Origin of the sequence: uncultured Nitratireductor sp. (assembly GCF_913053745.1) — a bacterium.
Taxonomy (GTDB): Bacteria; Pseudomonadota; Alphaproteobacteria; order Rhizobiales; family Rhizobiaceae; genus Nitratireductor.
The window spans coordinates 1-16,735 of the sequence record NZ_CAJXGF010000016.1; the positions used below are offsets into that span (position 1 = coordinate 1).

The following is a 16,735-nucleotide window of genomic DNA, read 5'->3' on the forward strand; positions in this document are numbered from 1 at the left end:
GGCAGAAGCGCATGAAGGCAGAAGGTTTGACACCGGCACCATCGGCCATTTCGGCCACCGTTGAAACCGCAATGCGGTCAGGATTGGCGGCGACATAGTCGGCGCACTGCTTCAGCCGCTTCGGCAGGCCGTCGGAGACGTCGAGCATCCGGTCGAGCAGTTCCTCGATCGTCTCCGGCGCGGAAAGCTCTGACATGCCCGTCCCCTCTGGCTTGACAAGATGGTGCGGACGACCTTACGCAATTGGAATAAAAATTCCAATAGTGGAGGAGAATTTCCATGCGCGATATCGGCATCGGCCTGATCGGCACGGGATTCATGGGCAAAGCCCACGCGCTTGCCTTTCGCGCCGCCAGGGCGGTGCTGGGAGACGTGCCTGCAGCGCGGCTCGAGCTTCTCTGCGATATGCCGGCCGAGCGGGCAAAGCAGATGGCCGGACAGTTCGGCTTTGCCCGTGCCACCGATGACTGGCGCGCGCTGGTGTGCGATCCCGCAGTGGACATCGTTTCCATTACCACGCCAAACCGCATGCATTGCGAGATGGCGCTGGCAGCTATTGAAGCCGGCAAACATGTCTATTGTGAAAAGCCCATGGGCCTGACACTGGACGAGGCCCGCATCATGGCGGAAGCAGCGCGCAAGGCTGGCGTTAGAACCATGGTCGGCTACAATTACATCAAGAACCCGGCGTTCGAGCATGCGCGAAAGCTGATCGCGGATAACGCCATCGGTACGCCAGTGCATTTTCGCGGATTCGTGGACGAGGATTATCAGGCCGATCCCGAGATCGCCTGGACGTGGCGCGCGCGCATCGAAGACGCGGGGCTTGGCGCGCTCGGCGATCTCGGCTGCCATCTGGTTTCCATGGCTTATGGGCTGATGGGGCCGGTCGAAAGCCTGATTGCCGACATGCAGACGATCCATAAGACGCGTCCACTGTCCAATGGAAGCGGGCGCGGCACGGTAGAGAACGAGGATGTGGCGTCGGCGCTGGTGCGTTTCGCCGGCGGTGCGCAAGGAGTGCTTTCAACCTCACGCTCGGCCTGGGGCCGCAAGAACAGGCTCGGTTTCGAAGTGCATGGCACAACGGGCATGATCGTGTTCGAGCAGGAGCGCATGAACGAGCTTCAGCTTTATCGCAACGAGGGGCCTGCGGAAGAGCAGGGGTTTCGGACGATCCTCACCGGGCCCGCACATGGCGCCTATGGCGCATTCTGCCCGGCACCCGGGCACCAGCTCGGCTTCAACGATCTAAAGGTTCTGGAGGCCGGTACGTTCCTGCGCGAGATCGTTGGCGGAGCGCGCATTGGGCCGGACTTCGCGGAGGCGCTGGAATTCGAAAAGGTCATCCACGCCATTGCCTTGTCGGCGCGCGAGGGGCGGCGGGTGACAGTGCGGGAATAGGCCGCCGCTGTTCTCATCCCGGCCGCAAGCACTGGCCGGCCGGGATGAGAACTGCCGGTCTCAGGCCATCTCGCCCGCCAGCGCGTCGCGGCTGGCGGTGAGAAAGATCTCCGCGTTTTTCGAGAGCGACGGGCCGAGATAGCCGCCCTCTTGTATCAACGCCGTGGGTAGCCCCAGAGCCGCGATTTCGCGCGCCATGGTGGCGAAGCCCTCGCCGGAAAGCTCGACTTCCGAGAGCGGATCGTCCGCAGCCATGTCGAGCCCGAGCGAAATCACCAGCGCCTCCGCGCCAAACGCGGTGATGGCCGAAAGCCCTTCGCGGAAGCGGCCAAGGATCGTTTCCGTATCCGAACCGGGTTTCAGGCAGAGATTGAGCGTCGCCCCCTCGCCTTCGCCCTCGCCGCGCTCGTCCTCATAGCCGAGATAATAGGTCGGGTAGAGGTCGGGGTCCGTGTGCAGCGAGCAGACGAAAACGTCGCCGCGATCATAGAAAATGTCGAGCGTGCCATTGCCCGTATGCGTGTCGATGTCGAGCACCGCCACCTTGCCGAAACGTTCGCGCAGGCTTTGCGCGGCGATGGCCGCGTTGTTGAAGAGGCAGAAGCCGTTCGACGCATTGGAAAGCGCATGATGCCCCGGCGGTCGGCACAGGCCATAGACCATGCGCTCGCCTTCCTTTACGCGCTCGGCGGTTTCAAGCGCGGTTTGCGCCGACCAGTAGACGGCATCCCATGTGCCTTCCGTCAGCGGAACCGACGTGTCGGTCGCCCACCAGCCGAGCTGGCCGAAAACCGAGGAGGACGGCCGTCCCCTGCGCGGGCCGGGATGGCAGTTCGGAATGGGCTCCTGATCCGGCGCCTCGGCGCGCCAGCGCCGATATGCGTCCTTCCAGAAATCCACATAATCCGGGTCGTGCACCGCCTTGATCGGCCCGTCGCCGAAATCGCGCGGGGTTTCGATCGGAAAATCGTTTCTGATGAGCATGTCGCGGATCAGGATCGCCCGTTCTGCCTGTTCGGGATGGGGCATATAGGCCCCGCGCCGGAAATAGCGCTCCGGCGTGTGCCGCAATTGGCGTTCGTCGAAAATGGCTTTCATTGTCGTCCTTCAATATCCGTTGGCTCTGTCGACCACCGTTTCCGGTATTTCTCCCGCCACCACAGCCTGTGCGGCGCGGGAAAGCTGTTCGGCCATGGTGTGCGGCGAGCAATCACCCGCCTGATGCGGCGTGATGAGAATGCGCTCATCCGCCCAGAAGGGGTGTTCTTTCGGCAATGGCTCCACGTCGAAAACGTCGAGCGAGGCAGAGACGATGCGCCCGCTGTCGAGCGCGCGCACAAGATCGGCCTCGATCAGATGTTCGCCCCGCCCAAGCTGGATGAGTGCGGCGCCTTCAGGCATGCGGTTGAAGAAATCGAGATTAAGCAGCCCGCGTGTCTCTCGCGTCAGCGGCAGAACGTTGATCAGGATGGCGGCCTGTTCCGCAACGCGCTGAGCGGCTCCTTCCCCGCTCTCGAAGCGCACGCCGGGCAGCGTCTCCCTGGGCGCGCTTCGCGCGGCAGCCACCACCGGAAACCCCATGGCCGTCACCGCACGGGCAATGGCCCGCCCCATCAGGCCGAAACCCAGAATGCCCGCCGGCGTCTCGCGCGGCGGCTTCATGATGGACGGGATGAGCCGCGCCCATTCGTGCTTAGCCTCATGCACGATGTGGTGGCGCATGTTGCGGTGATGCCAGATCACATGCCATGCCGCGAAGCCTGCCAGCATGTCGCCCTGGTCCGGGTCGCGCACGCGCGCCACCAGCGCGTCCTTCGGCAGGCTCGGGCAGTTGATGATGCTGTCGACACCCGCCGCAATGGAATGCGCAAGCCGCAGATTCGGATAAGGGTCAAACGCATCATCCGCCGGCCGCCAGCTGAGGGCAAAACGGATCGCCGAAGGATCGTCGATCTCATGCGGATGGCGCAGGCGTATCGTGCCTGCATGCGGTGCCAGCGCATGGCCATAAAGCGCGTGAAGATCGAAGGCGGTGCTCAGATAAACGCCCTCGATCACTTGCCCGTCAGCCATGTGCAGCCTCCGTCTCGATGGGTTCCACCCCGCACCAGTCGGCGATGAAAAGCGCGATCGCGCCCGTCACCCGCTTGATGGAGGAAAGGCTCACGCGCTCGTCGAAACCGTGGATGTTCTCGGTGATCGGGCCATAAACAAGGCACGGCATGCCCGCATAGATCACGAAGACCCGCGCATCGAGATAGCCCGGCGTGACGAAACTTTTCAGTTCGCTCGCGGTCGCCGCGCGGTGCGCTTCGGCCAGCGCCTTTTCGGCATCGGTCCCTTCCTCCAGCACATAGCCGCGCGCGAAAAATCCGTTCCAGATCAACTCGGGCGGACGGTTTCCGAGAAAGGGATCATCGGCCAGTTCGCGCGCCAGATGCGCCTCGATCTGCGCTGCCCGGTCCTTCGGGTCGTCGCCGGGATAGATGGCGATGCGGCAGGAGAGCTTGCACCACGCCGCCACGGTGGAGGCCCAGTCGCCACCCTCGATCTTGCCGACATTGAAATTGATCGGGTGATCGAGTTCCTCGAAATAGGGATAGTTCGCCTTCTCGGCGTTCCATTCCGCGGTCAGGCGTTTCAGGCTTTCGATTACGCGGAAGCTCGCCTCGATGGCGTTGGCGCCGGTGCCCGCCTCGCGCACATGCACCGGGTGGCCCGATACATTCACCTCGAACCACAAAACGCCCGTGTTGGCGCGCACCAGCATTTCGTCTTCCGGCTCGGGAATGATGGCGGCATCTGCCGTATAGCCTTCCACCAGGCAGGCGAGCGCGCCATTGCCGGTGCATTCTTCCTCCACCACGCTCTGCACATGCACTTTCGCCGCCGGTTGCAGGCCGATGCGGCGCAGCGCGTCGAGTGCGAAAATATTGGCCGCGATGCCGGCCTTCATGTCACCGCCGCCGCGTCCGTAAAGCCAGTCGCCCTCGCGCTTCGGCTCATAGGGCGGCGAAACCTCCCACATGTCGTGCGGGCCTTCCGGCACCACATCCATATGACCGTTCAGGATCAGCGACCGGCCTCTGTTTTCACGCGGCTCGTGGGTGGCGATCACGTTCACCGCGTCGGAATAGTCGACGGCCACGGGCGAAAAGCCCGGATGATCCTTGATCTTGTCTTCATCGATATGGAAGGTTTCCACCGCATAGCCACGCGCTTCGAGCGCCTTGTGCACGAATTCCTGTGCGGGTTTTTCCTTTCCGCGCAGCGAGGGAAAGCGGATCAGCTCTTCGGTGAAGCCGATCTGTTCCTCAAAGCCTTCCTCGACAGCTGCGAGGATTCTCTGTGCCAGTTGTTCGTCCAAATTGGTGGTTCCTACGGATTAGTGTTGAGAGTGGCGAGCGATGGCGCGCGTCATCCCGCCCTCGCCCTTCGACAAGCTCAGGATGAGGGCGAACGGCGGATGCACGAGCGTTTGGATATGCGATACTACAGACACCAGCCTCTCCATGCCCCTTCCCTCATCCTGAGCTTGTCGAAGGGCGAGGGAATGGGCACGCACCGCGCTGAAATGAGCTCCAGTCGTCACCGCGTCACCCCGCCGCCGCCAGCTCCTTCTCGCGGCCGGGAATGGCTTCGATCAGGGTGCGCGTGTAGTCGCTCTGAGGATTGTTGAAGATGGCGTGCGCCGGCCCCAATTCCACCACCCTGCCCTTCTGCATCACGGCGATGCGGTCGCAGATCTGGGCCGCAACCCGCAGATCGTGCGTAATGAAGATCAGAGCCAGATTGAGCCGCTCCTTCAGCTCCGCCAGCAAATCGAGCACCTGCGCCTGAATGGAAACGTCGAGCGCCGAAACCGCCTCATCGGCAATGATTACGCGCGGCTCCAGCGCCAGAGCGCGGGCAATGCCGATGCGTTGGCGCTGCCCGCCGGAAAACTCGTGCGGATAACGGTCGATGGCGAGCGCATCGAGGTCCACCAGTTCCAGAAGTTTCACCGCGCGCGCATAGGCTTCCTGCTTGGAAACCCCATGCGCCATCGGTCCCTCGGCGATGATGCGGCCCACCTTGGAGCGCGGGTTGAGCGAGGCATAGGGATCCTGAAAGATCATCTGGATCGACTTGCGCGCCTCGCGCAGCGCCTCGCCGGAGAGTTGCGCCATGTCGTGCCCGGCCAGCTTCACCGTTCCGGAGTCGGGCTGCATCAGCCGCACGAGGCAGCGCCCGACACTCGATTTGCCCGAGCCGGATTCGCCGACAATGCCCAGCGTCTCGCCTTCGCTGAGCGTCAGGTTCACATCGTTGACCGCATGAACGATACGCGGCTTGGAAAAGAGCAGACCGCCGCCGGTCACATAGGTCTTGTTGAGCCCTTCCACTTCGAGGATCGGCGTCTTGCCCGCCGTTTCCTCGCTCGCCTCGGCGGCAAGTTTCGGGATCGCCGCGATCAGCTTTTGCGTGTACTCATGCTGCGGATTGTCCAAAACCGCGTCGGCGGTGCCAGCCTCGACGATCTTGCCATATTGCATCACCGCCACGCGGTCGGCGATCTCGGCGACGACGCCGAAATCATGGGTGATGAACATCACCGCCATACCGTGCTTTTCCTGCAGATTGCGGATCAGCTCCAGAATCTGCGCCTGCGTGGTCACGTCGAGCGCGGTGGTCGGCTCATCGGCGATAAGCATGCGCGGTTCGAGCGCCAGCGCCATGGCGATCATCACGCGCTGCCGCTGGCCGCCGGAAAGCTGGAACGGGTAGGCGCGCGCGGCCTTTTCGGGGTCGGGAATGCCCACTTCCGTCAAGAGTTCAATGGCGCGCGTGGCGCGCTCTTTCGGCGCTAGCAGACCATGCGCCTCGAACACTTCGGCGATTTGATCTTCCACGCGCATCAGGGGGTTCAGCGCCGACATGGGCTCCTGAAAGATCATGGCGATCTTCTTGCCGCGCAGATCCATCATCTGGGCTTCCGACAGCTTCAGGAGATCGGTGTCCTCGAAAATGATCTCGCCGCCCACCGGTCGCACCAGATCGGGCAGAAGTCCCATTGTGGCGTTGGCAGACATGGATTTTCCGGAACCGGATTCGCCGACAATGCAAAGAATTTCGCCGGCATAGAGATCGTAAGAGATGTCGTTGACGGCGAAATCGCGGTCGGCGCCTTCGGGAAGCGCGATCTTCAGGTTCTTGATGCTGAGCACAGGTTCTGTCATCGCGCCCTCCTATTTGCCGCGCCGCGCAAGGCGGGGGTTGAGCGCATCGTTCAGCCCTTCGCCGATCAGGTTCAGCGCCAGAACGGTAAGCAGAATGGCGACACCGGGGAAGAAGGAAAGCCACCAGGCCTGCCGGATCACCGTGCGCGCCGCGCCGATCATGTAACCCCACGACATCAGGTTCGGATCGCCGAGCCCAAGGAAGGAAAGCGAGGATTCCAGAAGGATCGCCGTTGCCACCATCAGCGAGGCCAGCACGATGATGGGCGAAATCGTGTTGGGCAGGACCTGACGCAGGATGATGGTGAGGTTTGACTGGCCCGAAAGGATCGCCGCTTCGACGTATTCGCGCGATCGCAGCGACAGAACTTCGCCGCGCACCAGGCGGGCGACTGGCGGCCAGCTTACGATGGCGATTGCCGCGATAATTGACTCAATCGAAGGCTGAAAGATCGCTACCAGAACGATGGCGAGCGCGAAGCTCGGCACGGTCTGGAAGAATTCGGTGAAGCGCATCAGCGCGTCGTCCACCCAGCCGCCGAAATAGCCGGCAAGCGCCCCGATGGGAATGCCGATCAGAAGGGCCGCGACCGTCGAGACGAGGCCGACCAGGAGCGACACCTGCGCGCCGTAGGCAAGGCCGGAGATGACGTCGCGGCCGAGCGCGTCCGTTCCGAGCGGATACTGATCCATGGAAAAGGGCGGCAGGAAGGGCCGCTGCACCATGCGCCAGGGCGACTGCGGAAAAAGGAGCGGCGCGAGAAGCGCCACGAGAATGACGACGGCAAGAATGGCAAGACCGATGACGGCGCCACGATTGCGGGCGAAGCGTTTCCAGAAATCAGCCATCATGCCACCCGTATTCTTGGGTCAACGAACCGATAGAGAATGTCGGTGATGAGGTTGAACAGGAGCACCATGGCAGCAGACACGAAGAACACGCCGAGCAGCAGATTGTAGTCGCGCTGGGCGAGCGCCTCGAACATCAACCGGCCGATGCCGGGCCATGCAAAGACGGTCTCGGTCAGAACCGCGCCGCCGACGAGCTGGCCCGCCTGGAGACCTGCCAGCGTAACGACCGGCAGCATGGCGTTGCGGAAGATGTGGCGGCGCTGGATGATCGAAGATTTCAGCCCCTTGGCGCGCGCCGTCTTGACGAAATCGAGCTGGCTGACTTCCAGCATGGAGGCACGCGTCATGCGCATATAGACCGCCATAAAGAACAGGCCGAGCGTGGTTGCCGGCAGGATCAGATGCTGGCCGATGTCGAGCGCGCGGCGGAAGCCGGTATAGTTGGCCCCGACCGTTTCGTAGCCGAAACCCGGCAGCCAGTTGAAATAGACGGAGAATAGAAGCACCGCCATCAGTGCCGCCCAGTAGAGCGGGGTCGCATAGAAAAGCAGTGCAAGGGTGGAGATCGCCGTGTCCGACCATTTGCCGACCCGCGCGGAGGCGAGAACGCCGGCCAGCGTGCCCAGAAGCAGCGAGATGACAAAGGCCGTCATGGTCAGAAGCAGCGTGGCGGGCAACCGGTCGAGGATCAGGTCGGCCACCGGCATCTGCTGGCGATAGGAAAAGCCGAGATCGAACTGCAGCACGCCCTTGAGGTAGATTCCAAGCTGGGTCAGCAGCGGCTTGTCGAGGCCGAACTGTTCGCGCAATTGCGCGATGAACTTGGCGTCGGCGGCCCCCGCCTCGCCTGCCATCACCGCAGCGGGATCGCCGGGCGCGGCATGGATCAGGAAGAAGTTGAGCGTCAGGATGGCGATCAGGATGATCGCCGCCTTGCCCAGGCGCATGAGTATGAAGCGTAGCATCGAGCCCCTGCAGGATCAGAACCAAGGCAGGGATGCGCGGGACGTTTTTCCCGCGCATCCGGATCAGGCTGTTGGCCTATTTCTCGATATAGGCGTCTTTGAAGCCGTCGTTCACGCCGATGGCAGTGGTGACGAGATCTTTCACGTTGCAGCGATAGATCGTCGGGAAGCCGAGCTCGAGCAGCCAGGCGACCGGCACGTCGTCCACCAGTTTCTGCTGTGCCTCCGTGTAGAGCGTCTGGCGCTCCTCAGCTGTCACGGCAACCGCGGCCTTGTCGAAGAGCGCGTCGACTTCCGTGTTCTCGTAGCCCTCGACATTGTTCCACTGCGAACCTTTGGCGATGTTCGTGGAAATGTAGCTGCGGGCAACGCCGAGTGCCGGATCGCCATACTGGTACAGGTAGGTGAAGGCCATGTCGTAGTCCCACTCGGCCAGCTTCTGGTTCCAGCCGGCGACATCGGTGGAAACGATCTCGACATTGATGCCGACCTCGCCGAGATTCTGCTTCACGGCCTCGGCCCAGCGCTGCCAGGTTTCGCCATAAGGCAGCGGCAGAAGACGCACCGTCTCGCCGTCATAGCCCATCTCGTCGAGCAGGGCCTTGGCCTTTTCCGGATCGTAGTCGTACTGGTTCACGTCGTCGGTATAGAAGCGCGTGGACGAGGAGACGGGGCCGGTCGCAACCTTGCCGAGACCGTTCCAAAGCGCGTCGCGGGCGAAGTTGCGGTCCATTGCGTACATGACAGCCTGGCGGAAACGCTTGTCGGCGGTCGGCCCTTCGCGGTTGTTCAGCCACATCCAGGAGAGCGGGCCGAAATACTCCCAGCCCTTGTCGGTGATGCAGGTGTTGTCCATGTCGGCGATGCGCTGCACGTCGAAATTCTCGACAGAACCGCCGGGCAGAATATCGACCACGCCGGTTTCGTAAGCGACGGCGCGCGAGGCAGCGTCGGGAATGACGTGCCAGTAGATCTCGTCGAGATACGGTTTGCCTTCCTCGTAATAGTCCTCGAACTTGGTGAGCAGGATGTGCGAACCCTTCTCCCATTCGGTGAACTTGAACGGGCCGGTGCCGATCGGCGTGTTGTTGGCCGGATTGTTCTTGTAGTCCGTGCCTTCATAGATGTGCTTGGGCACCATGGGCATCGTGCCGGCCTCGAAGATGCCGAGGAAGGGGCCGAAGGGCTGCTTCAGCTTGAAGACCACGGTCGTGTCGTCCGGCGCGGTGATGGATTCCACATGCTCGAGCGAGGTGCGCAGCCGCGCATGGGTTTCGCGCAGAAAGACATCGGCGGAAAACACGACGTCGGCGGACGTGAAGGGTTCGCCGTCATGCCACTTGATGTTGTCGTGCAGTTTGAACGTGTAGGTCAGGCCGTCCTCGGAGACTTCCCAGGACTTTGCGAGCTGCGGCATGGGCTGCAGCTTTTCGTCGTAGCGCAGCAGGCCCTCGTAGATCTGGCCGGCGACCATCTGGGTCGGGCCGTTCTGCACCAGGCCCATCATCAGGCTCGGCGGCTCGGGCTGGATCACCACATTGGCTCGCCCGCCCTCAACGGGCTCGGCATGAAGCGCGGTCGAGACCAGCATGGCCGCGGCGAGTGTCGTCAGTCGTTTCAGCATGGCTTTCGTTCCCCTTTTTTTTGCTGCCCGGCGAAAGGCCGTTCTCCTTTGACCGTGCCGGAAAGTTGGCTTTGCTTTTCTCCCGCCTCAGGCGACGAGGTCGGGATAGTGCTTGATGGCGAGGCGCTGGAAGGCGTCCCATTGCGGATCGGGTTTGTTGCCGGTGTGATGCGTGTCCCAGCCTTCGTATTGACGGGCGGTCTTCTCGGCCAGTTCCTCGGCGATGCGGACCTGCTTTCCACCGGACGACATGATGGCGAGCTGGGCGCGGCAGGCGCGCTCCATGTTGAACATCAGCGCGAAGGCCTCGCCCACCGTGCGGCCGCATGTGAGCAGACCGTGATTGCGCAGGATCATGACATTGCGTTCGCCGAGATCGGCCACAAGCCGCTCGCGCTCCGCCAGATCGAGCGCAATGCCCTCATAGTCGTGGAAAGCGAGCCGATTGTGAAACTGCAGCGACCACTGGTTCAGCGGAAGGATGCCCTCTTCCATGGAGGAGATGGCCACGCCCGCCACCGTATGCGTGTGCAGCACGCAGTGCACATCCGGGCGGGCCGCATGCACCGCGCTATGAATGGTGAAGCCCGCCTTGTTGATGCCGGCGCCGTAATTGTCGCGCAGGATATCGCCGTCGATATCCACGGTGACGAGGCTCGACGCCGTCACCTCGTCGAAACGCAGGCCGAACGGATTGATGAGAAAGGCATGCTCGCCCTCATCCTCCGGCGCGCGGGCCGAGATGTGCGTGAAGATGCTGTCATCCAGATTGTAGTGCGCGATCAACCGATAGGCAGCGGCGAGTTCGATGCGTTCACGGGGCTGCTCGGCATCGGTCCCGGTTACAGGTTGCGATTGAACGTTCATCGATGTCTCCCTGCGCGAACCGCCCACGCGTCGAACGGTATTTGACTGTGCGTTTCGGCTCCCCTCAGAGCCGTTTGTATGCGCAACAGGCAAGCACAGGCGCGACGAAGTGTCAATTGTCGACAATCGGCATTTGGCGTGTCATACTTCCATGGAAGACGCTGCGCCTTTGTGGCAATGCGCTGGAATGAGAATTTCAAGGACGACAACGGTGAACGTGTTCTCGGAAGTGTCCACGACGGATCTGGTCACACAGATCGCCCGGCAAATCACCGAGGCGATCGTGACCGGCCAATTGAAACCGGGTGCGCGGCTGACGGAACTGCAATTATCGCGTGAGTTCGGCACCAGCCGCGCGCCGGTGCGCGAGGCGGCGCGGCTTCTTGAAAGCCAGGGGCTCGTCACCTTCTCGCCGCGTCGTGGTTTCTTCGTGCGCACGTTCGGCGCAACCGAGATGCGCGACATTTACGAGTTGCGTATCGGCCTCGAGCTCCACGCGGGATCCCTGGCCGTCGAACGGGCGACCGAAGCCGACATTGTCGCCTTGGAAAAGCAGTTGGGCCGCCTTTACGGAACGGCCGATCAGGCATCTATCGAGACCCAGATTTTCGAGGATTTCGCGTTTCACCGCATGCTATGCGAAGCTGGCGGCAATGCGCGCCTGATCAAGGTTTACGATGAGCTGGCCACGGAAATGCGCGCCGGTATTACCCTGATCGGCAAGCTTTATGACGATCCGCAGCGCATGGCCGAAACGCATGAGCCGATCATGGAGGCGCTGAGAAATCGCGACGGCGCCGTGCTGCGCGAGGCTCTGCGATATCACATCGCCGTGGCGCGCGATGCGGTTGTCGCGCTGTTCCAGGAACTCGAAAAGGGCGCCTGAGGACGCCCTTTTCATCTCCTGCCTTATAACGCCGTGTCGGCTCAGTTCTGCGGCTTGGCAGCGTTGCCGATCATGCCGTTCAGCTTCTGCGCCAGGGCCTCGTCGGTCTGGGCCGACTGGATGATCTGGTTGTACTCGTCAACGGAAATGCCTTCCGTCTGGTCGACGGCCTGTTCCATCTGCTGGGTGGCCTCCGCCTGGACCTGCTGTTTCTCGTTGTCCGAGGGCGCATCGCGGAAGCGCTGGCTATACTGCTCCTTCACATCGCTCACGGCGAGAAAGGCGACCGTGAAGGCCTGCAGCTTCTGATCGTTGAATGCCTGGGCCTGTGGAGCCGGTGACGGCGATGGCACCGCGTCCTGCGCCAGCGCCGGCGAGATCATTGCCGCACCGGCGGAAATGGCGAATGCGGCGGCAACTGTGCGCAGTCGTGTTCGAAGCATCATCATGGAACTCCTTCCTTTCGGGTATCTGCCCTTACGGGTTTTAGAAATGCCCGACCCCGGGTTCATCCCTGGTGCCACAGTCATGAAGAATGTGGCGAGAAGGAAGGAAGCGGTGCGCTGTTCCAATCAATTCGGATTGCCGGAAAAAACAAAAAATGAGTCCGTTGTCATGGCAAAAGAAAGGCCCCGCCGAAGCGGGGCCTTTCTCACGGTTCATTCGCCTGCCGGCGCTGGCTGTGCCTGTCGGCTACGGGGGTCGTCTTCGTCTTCCTCCCTTACCAGCCTCGCCTTCGCGATGAAGGTGTAGAACATCGGAACCACGAACAGGGTGAATGTGGTGCCGATGATGAGGCCGGTGAAGATGACGAGACCCATTGAATAGCGTGCCGCCGCACCGGCGCCCGCAGCCATGATCAGCGGTACCACGCCCAGCGCCATGGCGGCCGTGGTCATGAGAATCGGACGCAGGCGCACCTTTGCCGAGGCAACGATCGCATCGACGCGTGACAGGTCGTGTTCCTCACGCTGCTGGTTGGCGAACTCCACCATCAAAATGCCGTGCTTGGTGATCAGGCCGATGAGTGTGATCAAGCCCACCTGGGTGTAGATGTTGAGTGTCGACAGGCCCAGGTTGAGCGGCAGGATGGCGCCGAAGATGGAAAGTGGCACCGTCATCATGATGATGAGCGGGTCGCGGAAGCTCTCGAACTGCGCCGCAAGCACCAGATAGATGACCACCACGGCAAGCGTGAAGGCGATCAGAATGGTGTTGCCCTGTTCCACCTCGAGCCGCGACTGGCCGGAATATTCGACGAAGAAGCCGTCCGGCAGCTCACCCTGTGCGATGTCCTCGATCACGGCAAGACCGTCACCGGTCGAGACACCGGGCACCGGCAGTGCCGAGATCGTTGCCGAGTTGAGCTGGTTGAACTGCTCGATCGCGGCGGCGGAAACGTCGGTCGACACGGTGATCACAGCCGAAAGCGGCACCATCTCGCCGGTGGCGCTTCGCACGAAGAAATCGCCCAGCCGTTCGGGATTCTCGCGATATTCCTGCGGCACCTGCATGATGATGTCGTAGCTGTTGGAATCGCGGTCGAACTGCGCGATCGAACCGCTGCCGACGAGCAGGCTCAAAGTCGTACCGACGTCGGAGACCGGCAGATTGAGCGCGGCGGCCCGGTTTCGATCCACGGTCACGACAACCTGCTGCGCGTTATAGGCGAGTGAGTTCTGCACGACGATGAAACGGCCCGAAGCCTGGGCTTCTTCCTTGATCTTCTCGGCCACCTCGAAGACACGCGCCGAATCGTTTGTCGATTGAATGACCAGCGAGATCGGCAGACCGCCGCCGGAACCGGGAAGCGAGGGCGGCGCGAAAACCAGCGCCTCGACGCCGGCGATCTTGGAGAGCCGCGCCTGGATATCCTGCTGGATTTCCTTTTGCGACCGCTCGCGGTCCGCCCAATCCTTGAACGCCCACAGCGCGATGCCCGAATTGGTTTGTCCGCCGAAGCCGACGATCGAGAAGTTGGCCTTCAGCTCGGGCAGATCCTTGGTCAGTTCACGCATCTGCGTTGTGTAGAGCGTGGTGTAGTCGGTTGTCGCATAGGACGGTGCGGTCACGAGCGAGAAGAGCGCGCCCTCGTCCTCCTCCGGCGCCAGCTCGCCGGACGTGTTCATGAACATGAAGCCGGTGAGCCCAAGAAGCACCAGAACCACCAGAAGCGTGATGGGACGGTATTTGAGCGATCCGCTGACCAGCCGTTCATAGAAGTTGGCAAGCCGGTCGAACGTGGTGTCCACGAGCACCTGGAACCGGCTGTGATTGCCACGCTTGAGTATGCGCGCCGACATCATCGGCGTGATCGTCAGAGCGACGATGCCGGAGATAACCACCGCGCCGGCGAGCGTCATCGCGAACTCGCGGAAGAGCGAGCCCGTAAGGCCACCGGTAAATGCCAATGGCGCGAAAACCGCGGCCAGGGTGATCGTCATGGCGACGACCGGGCCGGTGATCTCCTTCATGCCCACGAAAGCGGCGCGCCGTGGCGAAAGCCCTTCCTCGATGTGTCGATGGATGTTCTCAACCACGACGATGGCGTCGTCGACCACCAGGCCGATGGCCAGAACCATGGCAAGCAGCGACAGGAGGTTGATCGAATAGCCCAGTGTGAAGAGGATGAAACAGACACCGATCAGCGACAGCGGAATGGTGACGATGGGCATCAGCACCGAACGGAACGAGCCGAGGAACAGAAGAATGATGACGACAACGATCAGCACCGCTTCCATGATGGTCTTGAAGACCTCGTCGATGGATGCGCTGATGGATTCGGTCGCGTCGTACAGAACCTCGATGCTCATCCCTTCGGGCAGGCTCGACTGGATCGACGGCACCTCTTCGGTTCCCGCGCCCGCCATGTCGAGCGGGTTGGCGCCCGGTGTCGGGAAGACACCGATGAATGTACCCGGCTGGCCGTTGAAACTGACGACCATATCGGTGCTTTCGGCGGCAAGCTCGATCTCGGCCACGTCGCGCAGGCGCACGACATCGTCGCCTTTCGCCTTCAGCGGCAGGGCACCGAAAGCTTCCGGCGTCTGCAAGGTCGATTCCATCGAGATCGCATAGGCGACGTATTCGTTTTCGGTCTTGCCGGGCGCGGCAAGAAAGTTCGATGCCTGAATGCCCGCCAGCACCTCGGATGCCGTCAGTTCACGGGCTGCAAGACGCACGGGATCGATCCACACGCGCATCGAATAGTTCGCTGCGCCGATGATCTGCACTTCCGCAACGCCTGGAATGGTCGACATACGCGGACGGATCACGCGCTCGATGTATTCCGTGAGCTGCTCGTTGGACATGTTCGGGTTCTGCATCGCCAGATACATGGTGGCGAACTGCATGCCCGTGCCTTTGACGATGGTCGGGTCCTTGGCTTCGGAGGGCAGCTCGCTGCGCACCTGCTGGACCTTGGACATGACCTCGGTCAAAGCGACGTCCGGATCGGAACCGAGCCGCATCTGCACGCTGACCGTGCTCGAGGATGGACGGCTCTGCGACGTGACATAATCGACGTTTTCGGTCGTCGCCACGGCGCGCGAAATCGGCGCGGTTATGAAGCCCTGAATGAGGTCGGCGCTCGCGCCGGGATAGACCGTGGTGACGGTGATAACCGTCTCCTCGACCTCCGGATACTGACGAACCTGCAGGTTGAACAGACCCTGAAAGCCGAGCAGCAGGATGAGCAGTCCGAGGACGGTCGATAGGACCGGCCTGCGGATGAAGATATCTGAAAAACTCATTGAGCTGCCGCCTCTTCCTTCTTCGGCGTCTCGTCAGCCGGCTCTTTTGCGGTTTCCTGCGTGCCGGGGTTGATCGTATTGTCGATCGCGACCGGCGTGCCGTTGGACAAGCGGTTCTGACCGGCCGTCACGACGACATCGCCAGCTTCGATGCCCGAACGGATTTCCGCCCGGTCTCCGCTGCGGCGGCCGACATTGACGAAAACCTGGCGTGCTTCGAGCTTTTCCTCTCCGTCTTCACCCTCCTGTGCGTTCTCCGGCTTCCTGGCGACAAACACGTAGTCGCCGTAAAGGCTGGTAACGACGGCGGTCTGCGGCAGCGAGATCACGCCTTCTTCCTCGGGCAGGATGACCGCCACCTGAACGAACTGGCCGGGTGTGAGCTTGCCGGACGTGTTGTCGATACGCGCCCGCACCGAAACGAGACGGCTGGAAGGGTCGACCTTCGGGTCGATGCCCGTGATCTCGCCTTCGAACGTCTCGCTGTCGTTGTTCAGCGAAAGCCGAACGGGCTGGCCGATCTTCAGGAGACCGAGTTGCTGTTCGGGTACGGTGAAGTCGGCGCGCATCGTCTCGATGTCCTGCAGCGTGGCGACGATCGCACCCGGCGAGAGATACTGGCCGGTATCGACGCGCGGAATGCCGATTGTGCCGGAGAACGGCGCGCGCAGTTGACGCTGTTGCAGAACCGCTTCCGCCTTCTCTACCTGGGCCGCTGATGCCTGTGCTGCGGCTTCTGCGTTTTCAAGCGATACGCCGGAGCTCACGCCGCGGTTGCGCAGCTCACGGGCGCGATCGAGCGCCTGCTGATCGAGCGCGGCTTGCGTGCGTGTGGCGCTAAGATCGGCTTGCTGGATATTGTCCTCGAGTTGAAGAAGCACGTCGCCCGCATTGATCTGCTGGTTCGCTTCGAAGCGGACGTCGGTGACGATGCCGGTGGTCTCCACCGCCAGATCCACGCCCTGGTTGGCATTGACGGTGCCAATGGCTTCGATTGCCGGCGTCCAGCTCGCCTCCTCGGCCTCTACGGTCGAAACGGTGACGGTGGGAACCGGCATGTCGGCGAAGTATTGCTGGATCGCCTGATCCCGGAACATGTTGAAGCCGACTATGCCACCTGCAACGATTGCAAGCAGGACAATGGCGATGAGAAGACGCTTGATCAT

Annotated in this window: 13 protein-coding genes and 1 pseudogene; 2 read left to right on the plus strand and 12 right to left on the minus strand. The window is 62.0% G+C overall.

Annotation, left to right across the window (positions count from 1 at the left end; all coding sequences use genetic code 11):
- Nucleotides 1-196 (minus strand): annotated as a pseudogene (locus QZ638_RS04425) (RpiR family transcriptional regulator); the annotation flags it as partial.
- A gap of 83 nt (nucleotides 197-279) precedes the next feature.
- On the opposite strand from QZ638_RS04425, the gene QZ638_RS04430 reads away from it, so the two are divergent.
- Nucleotides 280-1,404, plus strand: a complete 1,125-nt coding sequence (locus QZ638_RS04430) for a Gfo/Idh/MocA family oxidoreductase (protein ID WP_295807387.1) — start codon at nucleotides 280-282, stop codon at nucleotides 1,402-1,404.
- A gap of 60 nt (nucleotides 1,405-1,464) precedes the next feature.
- On the opposite strand, the gene QZ638_RS04435 is transcribed toward QZ638_RS04430, so the two are convergent.
- The 8 genes from QZ638_RS04435 to QZ638_RS04470 all read right to left on the minus strand — a co-directional run bounded on the left by QZ638_RS04435 (nucleotide 1,465) and on the right by QZ638_RS04470 (nucleotide 10,931).
- Entirely contained in the window at nucleotides 1,465-2,502 is a 1,038-nt protein-coding gene (locus QZ638_RS04435) for a histone deacetylase family protein (RefSeq protein ID WP_295807389.1), read from the minus strand.
- A 9-nt stretch (nucleotides 2,503-2,511) separates the two neighbouring features.
- Complete coding sequence (locus QZ638_RS04440) at nucleotides 2,512-3,477, minus strand: NAD(P)-dependent oxidoreductase (protein ID WP_295807392.1); 966 nt, start codon at nucleotides 3,475-3,477, stop codon at nucleotides 2,512-2,514.
- Nucleotides 3,470-4,771 carry an ArgE/DapE family deacylase gene (locus tag QZ638_RS04445; RefSeq protein WP_295807395.1) on the minus strand — a complete coding sequence of 434 codons (1,302 nt, stop codon included), beginning with the start codon at nucleotides 4,769-4,771 and terminating at the stop codon, nucleotides 3,470-3,472. Before QZ638_RS04445 ends, QZ638_RS04440 begins: the two co-directional genes overlap by 8 nt.
- 229 nt (nucleotides 4,772-5,000) lie before the next feature.
- Nucleotides 5,001-6,623, minus strand: a complete 1,623-nt coding sequence (locus QZ638_RS04450) for an ABC transporter ATP-binding protein (protein WP_295807397.1) — start codon at nucleotides 6,621-6,623, stop codon at nucleotides 5,001-5,003.
- Between the two features lie 9 nt (nucleotides 6,624-6,632).
- The gene (locus QZ638_RS04455) at nucleotides 6,633-7,472 is read right to left on the minus strand and encodes an ABC transporter permease (RefSeq protein WP_295807400.1); all 840 of its coding nucleotides are present in this window, start codon (nucleotides 7,470-7,472) and stop codon (nucleotides 6,633-6,635) included.
- Nucleotides 7,472-8,440, minus strand: a complete 969-nt coding sequence (locus QZ638_RS04460) for an ABC transporter permease (RefSeq protein ID WP_295807403.1) — start codon at nucleotides 8,438-8,440, stop codon at nucleotides 7,472-7,474. The genes QZ638_RS04455 and QZ638_RS04460 overlap by 1 nt, the downstream gene beginning before the upstream one ends.
- Before the next feature lie 76 nt (nucleotides 8,441-8,516).
- Nucleotides 8,517-10,064 carry an ABC transporter substrate-binding protein gene (locus tag QZ638_RS04465; RefSeq protein ID WP_295807406.1) on the minus strand — a complete coding sequence of 516 codons (1,548 nt, stop codon included), beginning with the start codon at nucleotides 10,062-10,064 and terminating at the stop codon, nucleotides 8,517-8,519.
- An 87-nt stretch (nucleotides 10,065-10,151) separates the two neighbouring features.
- Nucleotides 10,152-10,931: a class II aldolase/adducin family protein gene (locus QZ638_RS04470; RefSeq protein WP_295807408.1), complete on the minus strand. Its 780-nt coding sequence runs from the start codon at nucleotides 10,929-10,931 to the stop codon at nucleotides 10,152-10,154.
- 211 nt (nucleotides 10,932-11,142) lie between these two features.
- Here QZ638_RS04470 and QZ638_RS04475 point away from each other — a divergent pair, with 211 nt between their 5' ends.
- Nucleotides 11,143-11,817: a GntR family transcriptional regulator gene (locus tag QZ638_RS04475; protein ID WP_295807410.1), complete on the plus strand. Its 675-nt coding sequence runs from the start codon at nucleotides 11,143-11,145 to the stop codon at nucleotides 11,815-11,817.
- A 41-nt stretch (nucleotides 11,818-11,858) separates the two neighbouring features.
- Here QZ638_RS04475 and QZ638_RS04480 read toward each other — a convergent pair whose 3' ends face one another.
- The 3 genes from QZ638_RS04480 to QZ638_RS04490 all read right to left on the minus strand — a co-directional run bounded on the left by QZ638_RS04480 (nucleotide 11,859) and on the right by QZ638_RS04490 (nucleotide 16,735).
- Entirely contained in the window at nucleotides 11,859-12,266 is a 408-nt protein-coding gene (locus QZ638_RS04480) for a DUF4168 domain-containing protein (RefSeq protein WP_295807411.1), read from the minus strand.
- Nucleotides 12,267-12,476: 210 nt separating this feature from the next.
- Nucleotides 12,477-15,569 (minus strand): efflux RND transporter permease subunit, encoded by a 3,093-nt coding sequence (locus tag QZ638_RS04485; RefSeq protein WP_295807413.1) that lies wholly within the window; start codon nucleotides 15,567-15,569, stop codon nucleotides 12,477-12,479.
- Nucleotides 15,566-16,735, minus strand: coding sequence for an efflux RND transporter periplasmic adaptor subunit (locus QZ638_RS04490; protein ID WP_295807415.1), 1,170 nt, complete (start codon nucleotides 16,733-16,735; stop codon nucleotides 15,566-15,568). Before QZ638_RS04490 ends, QZ638_RS04485 begins: the two co-directional genes overlap by 4 nt.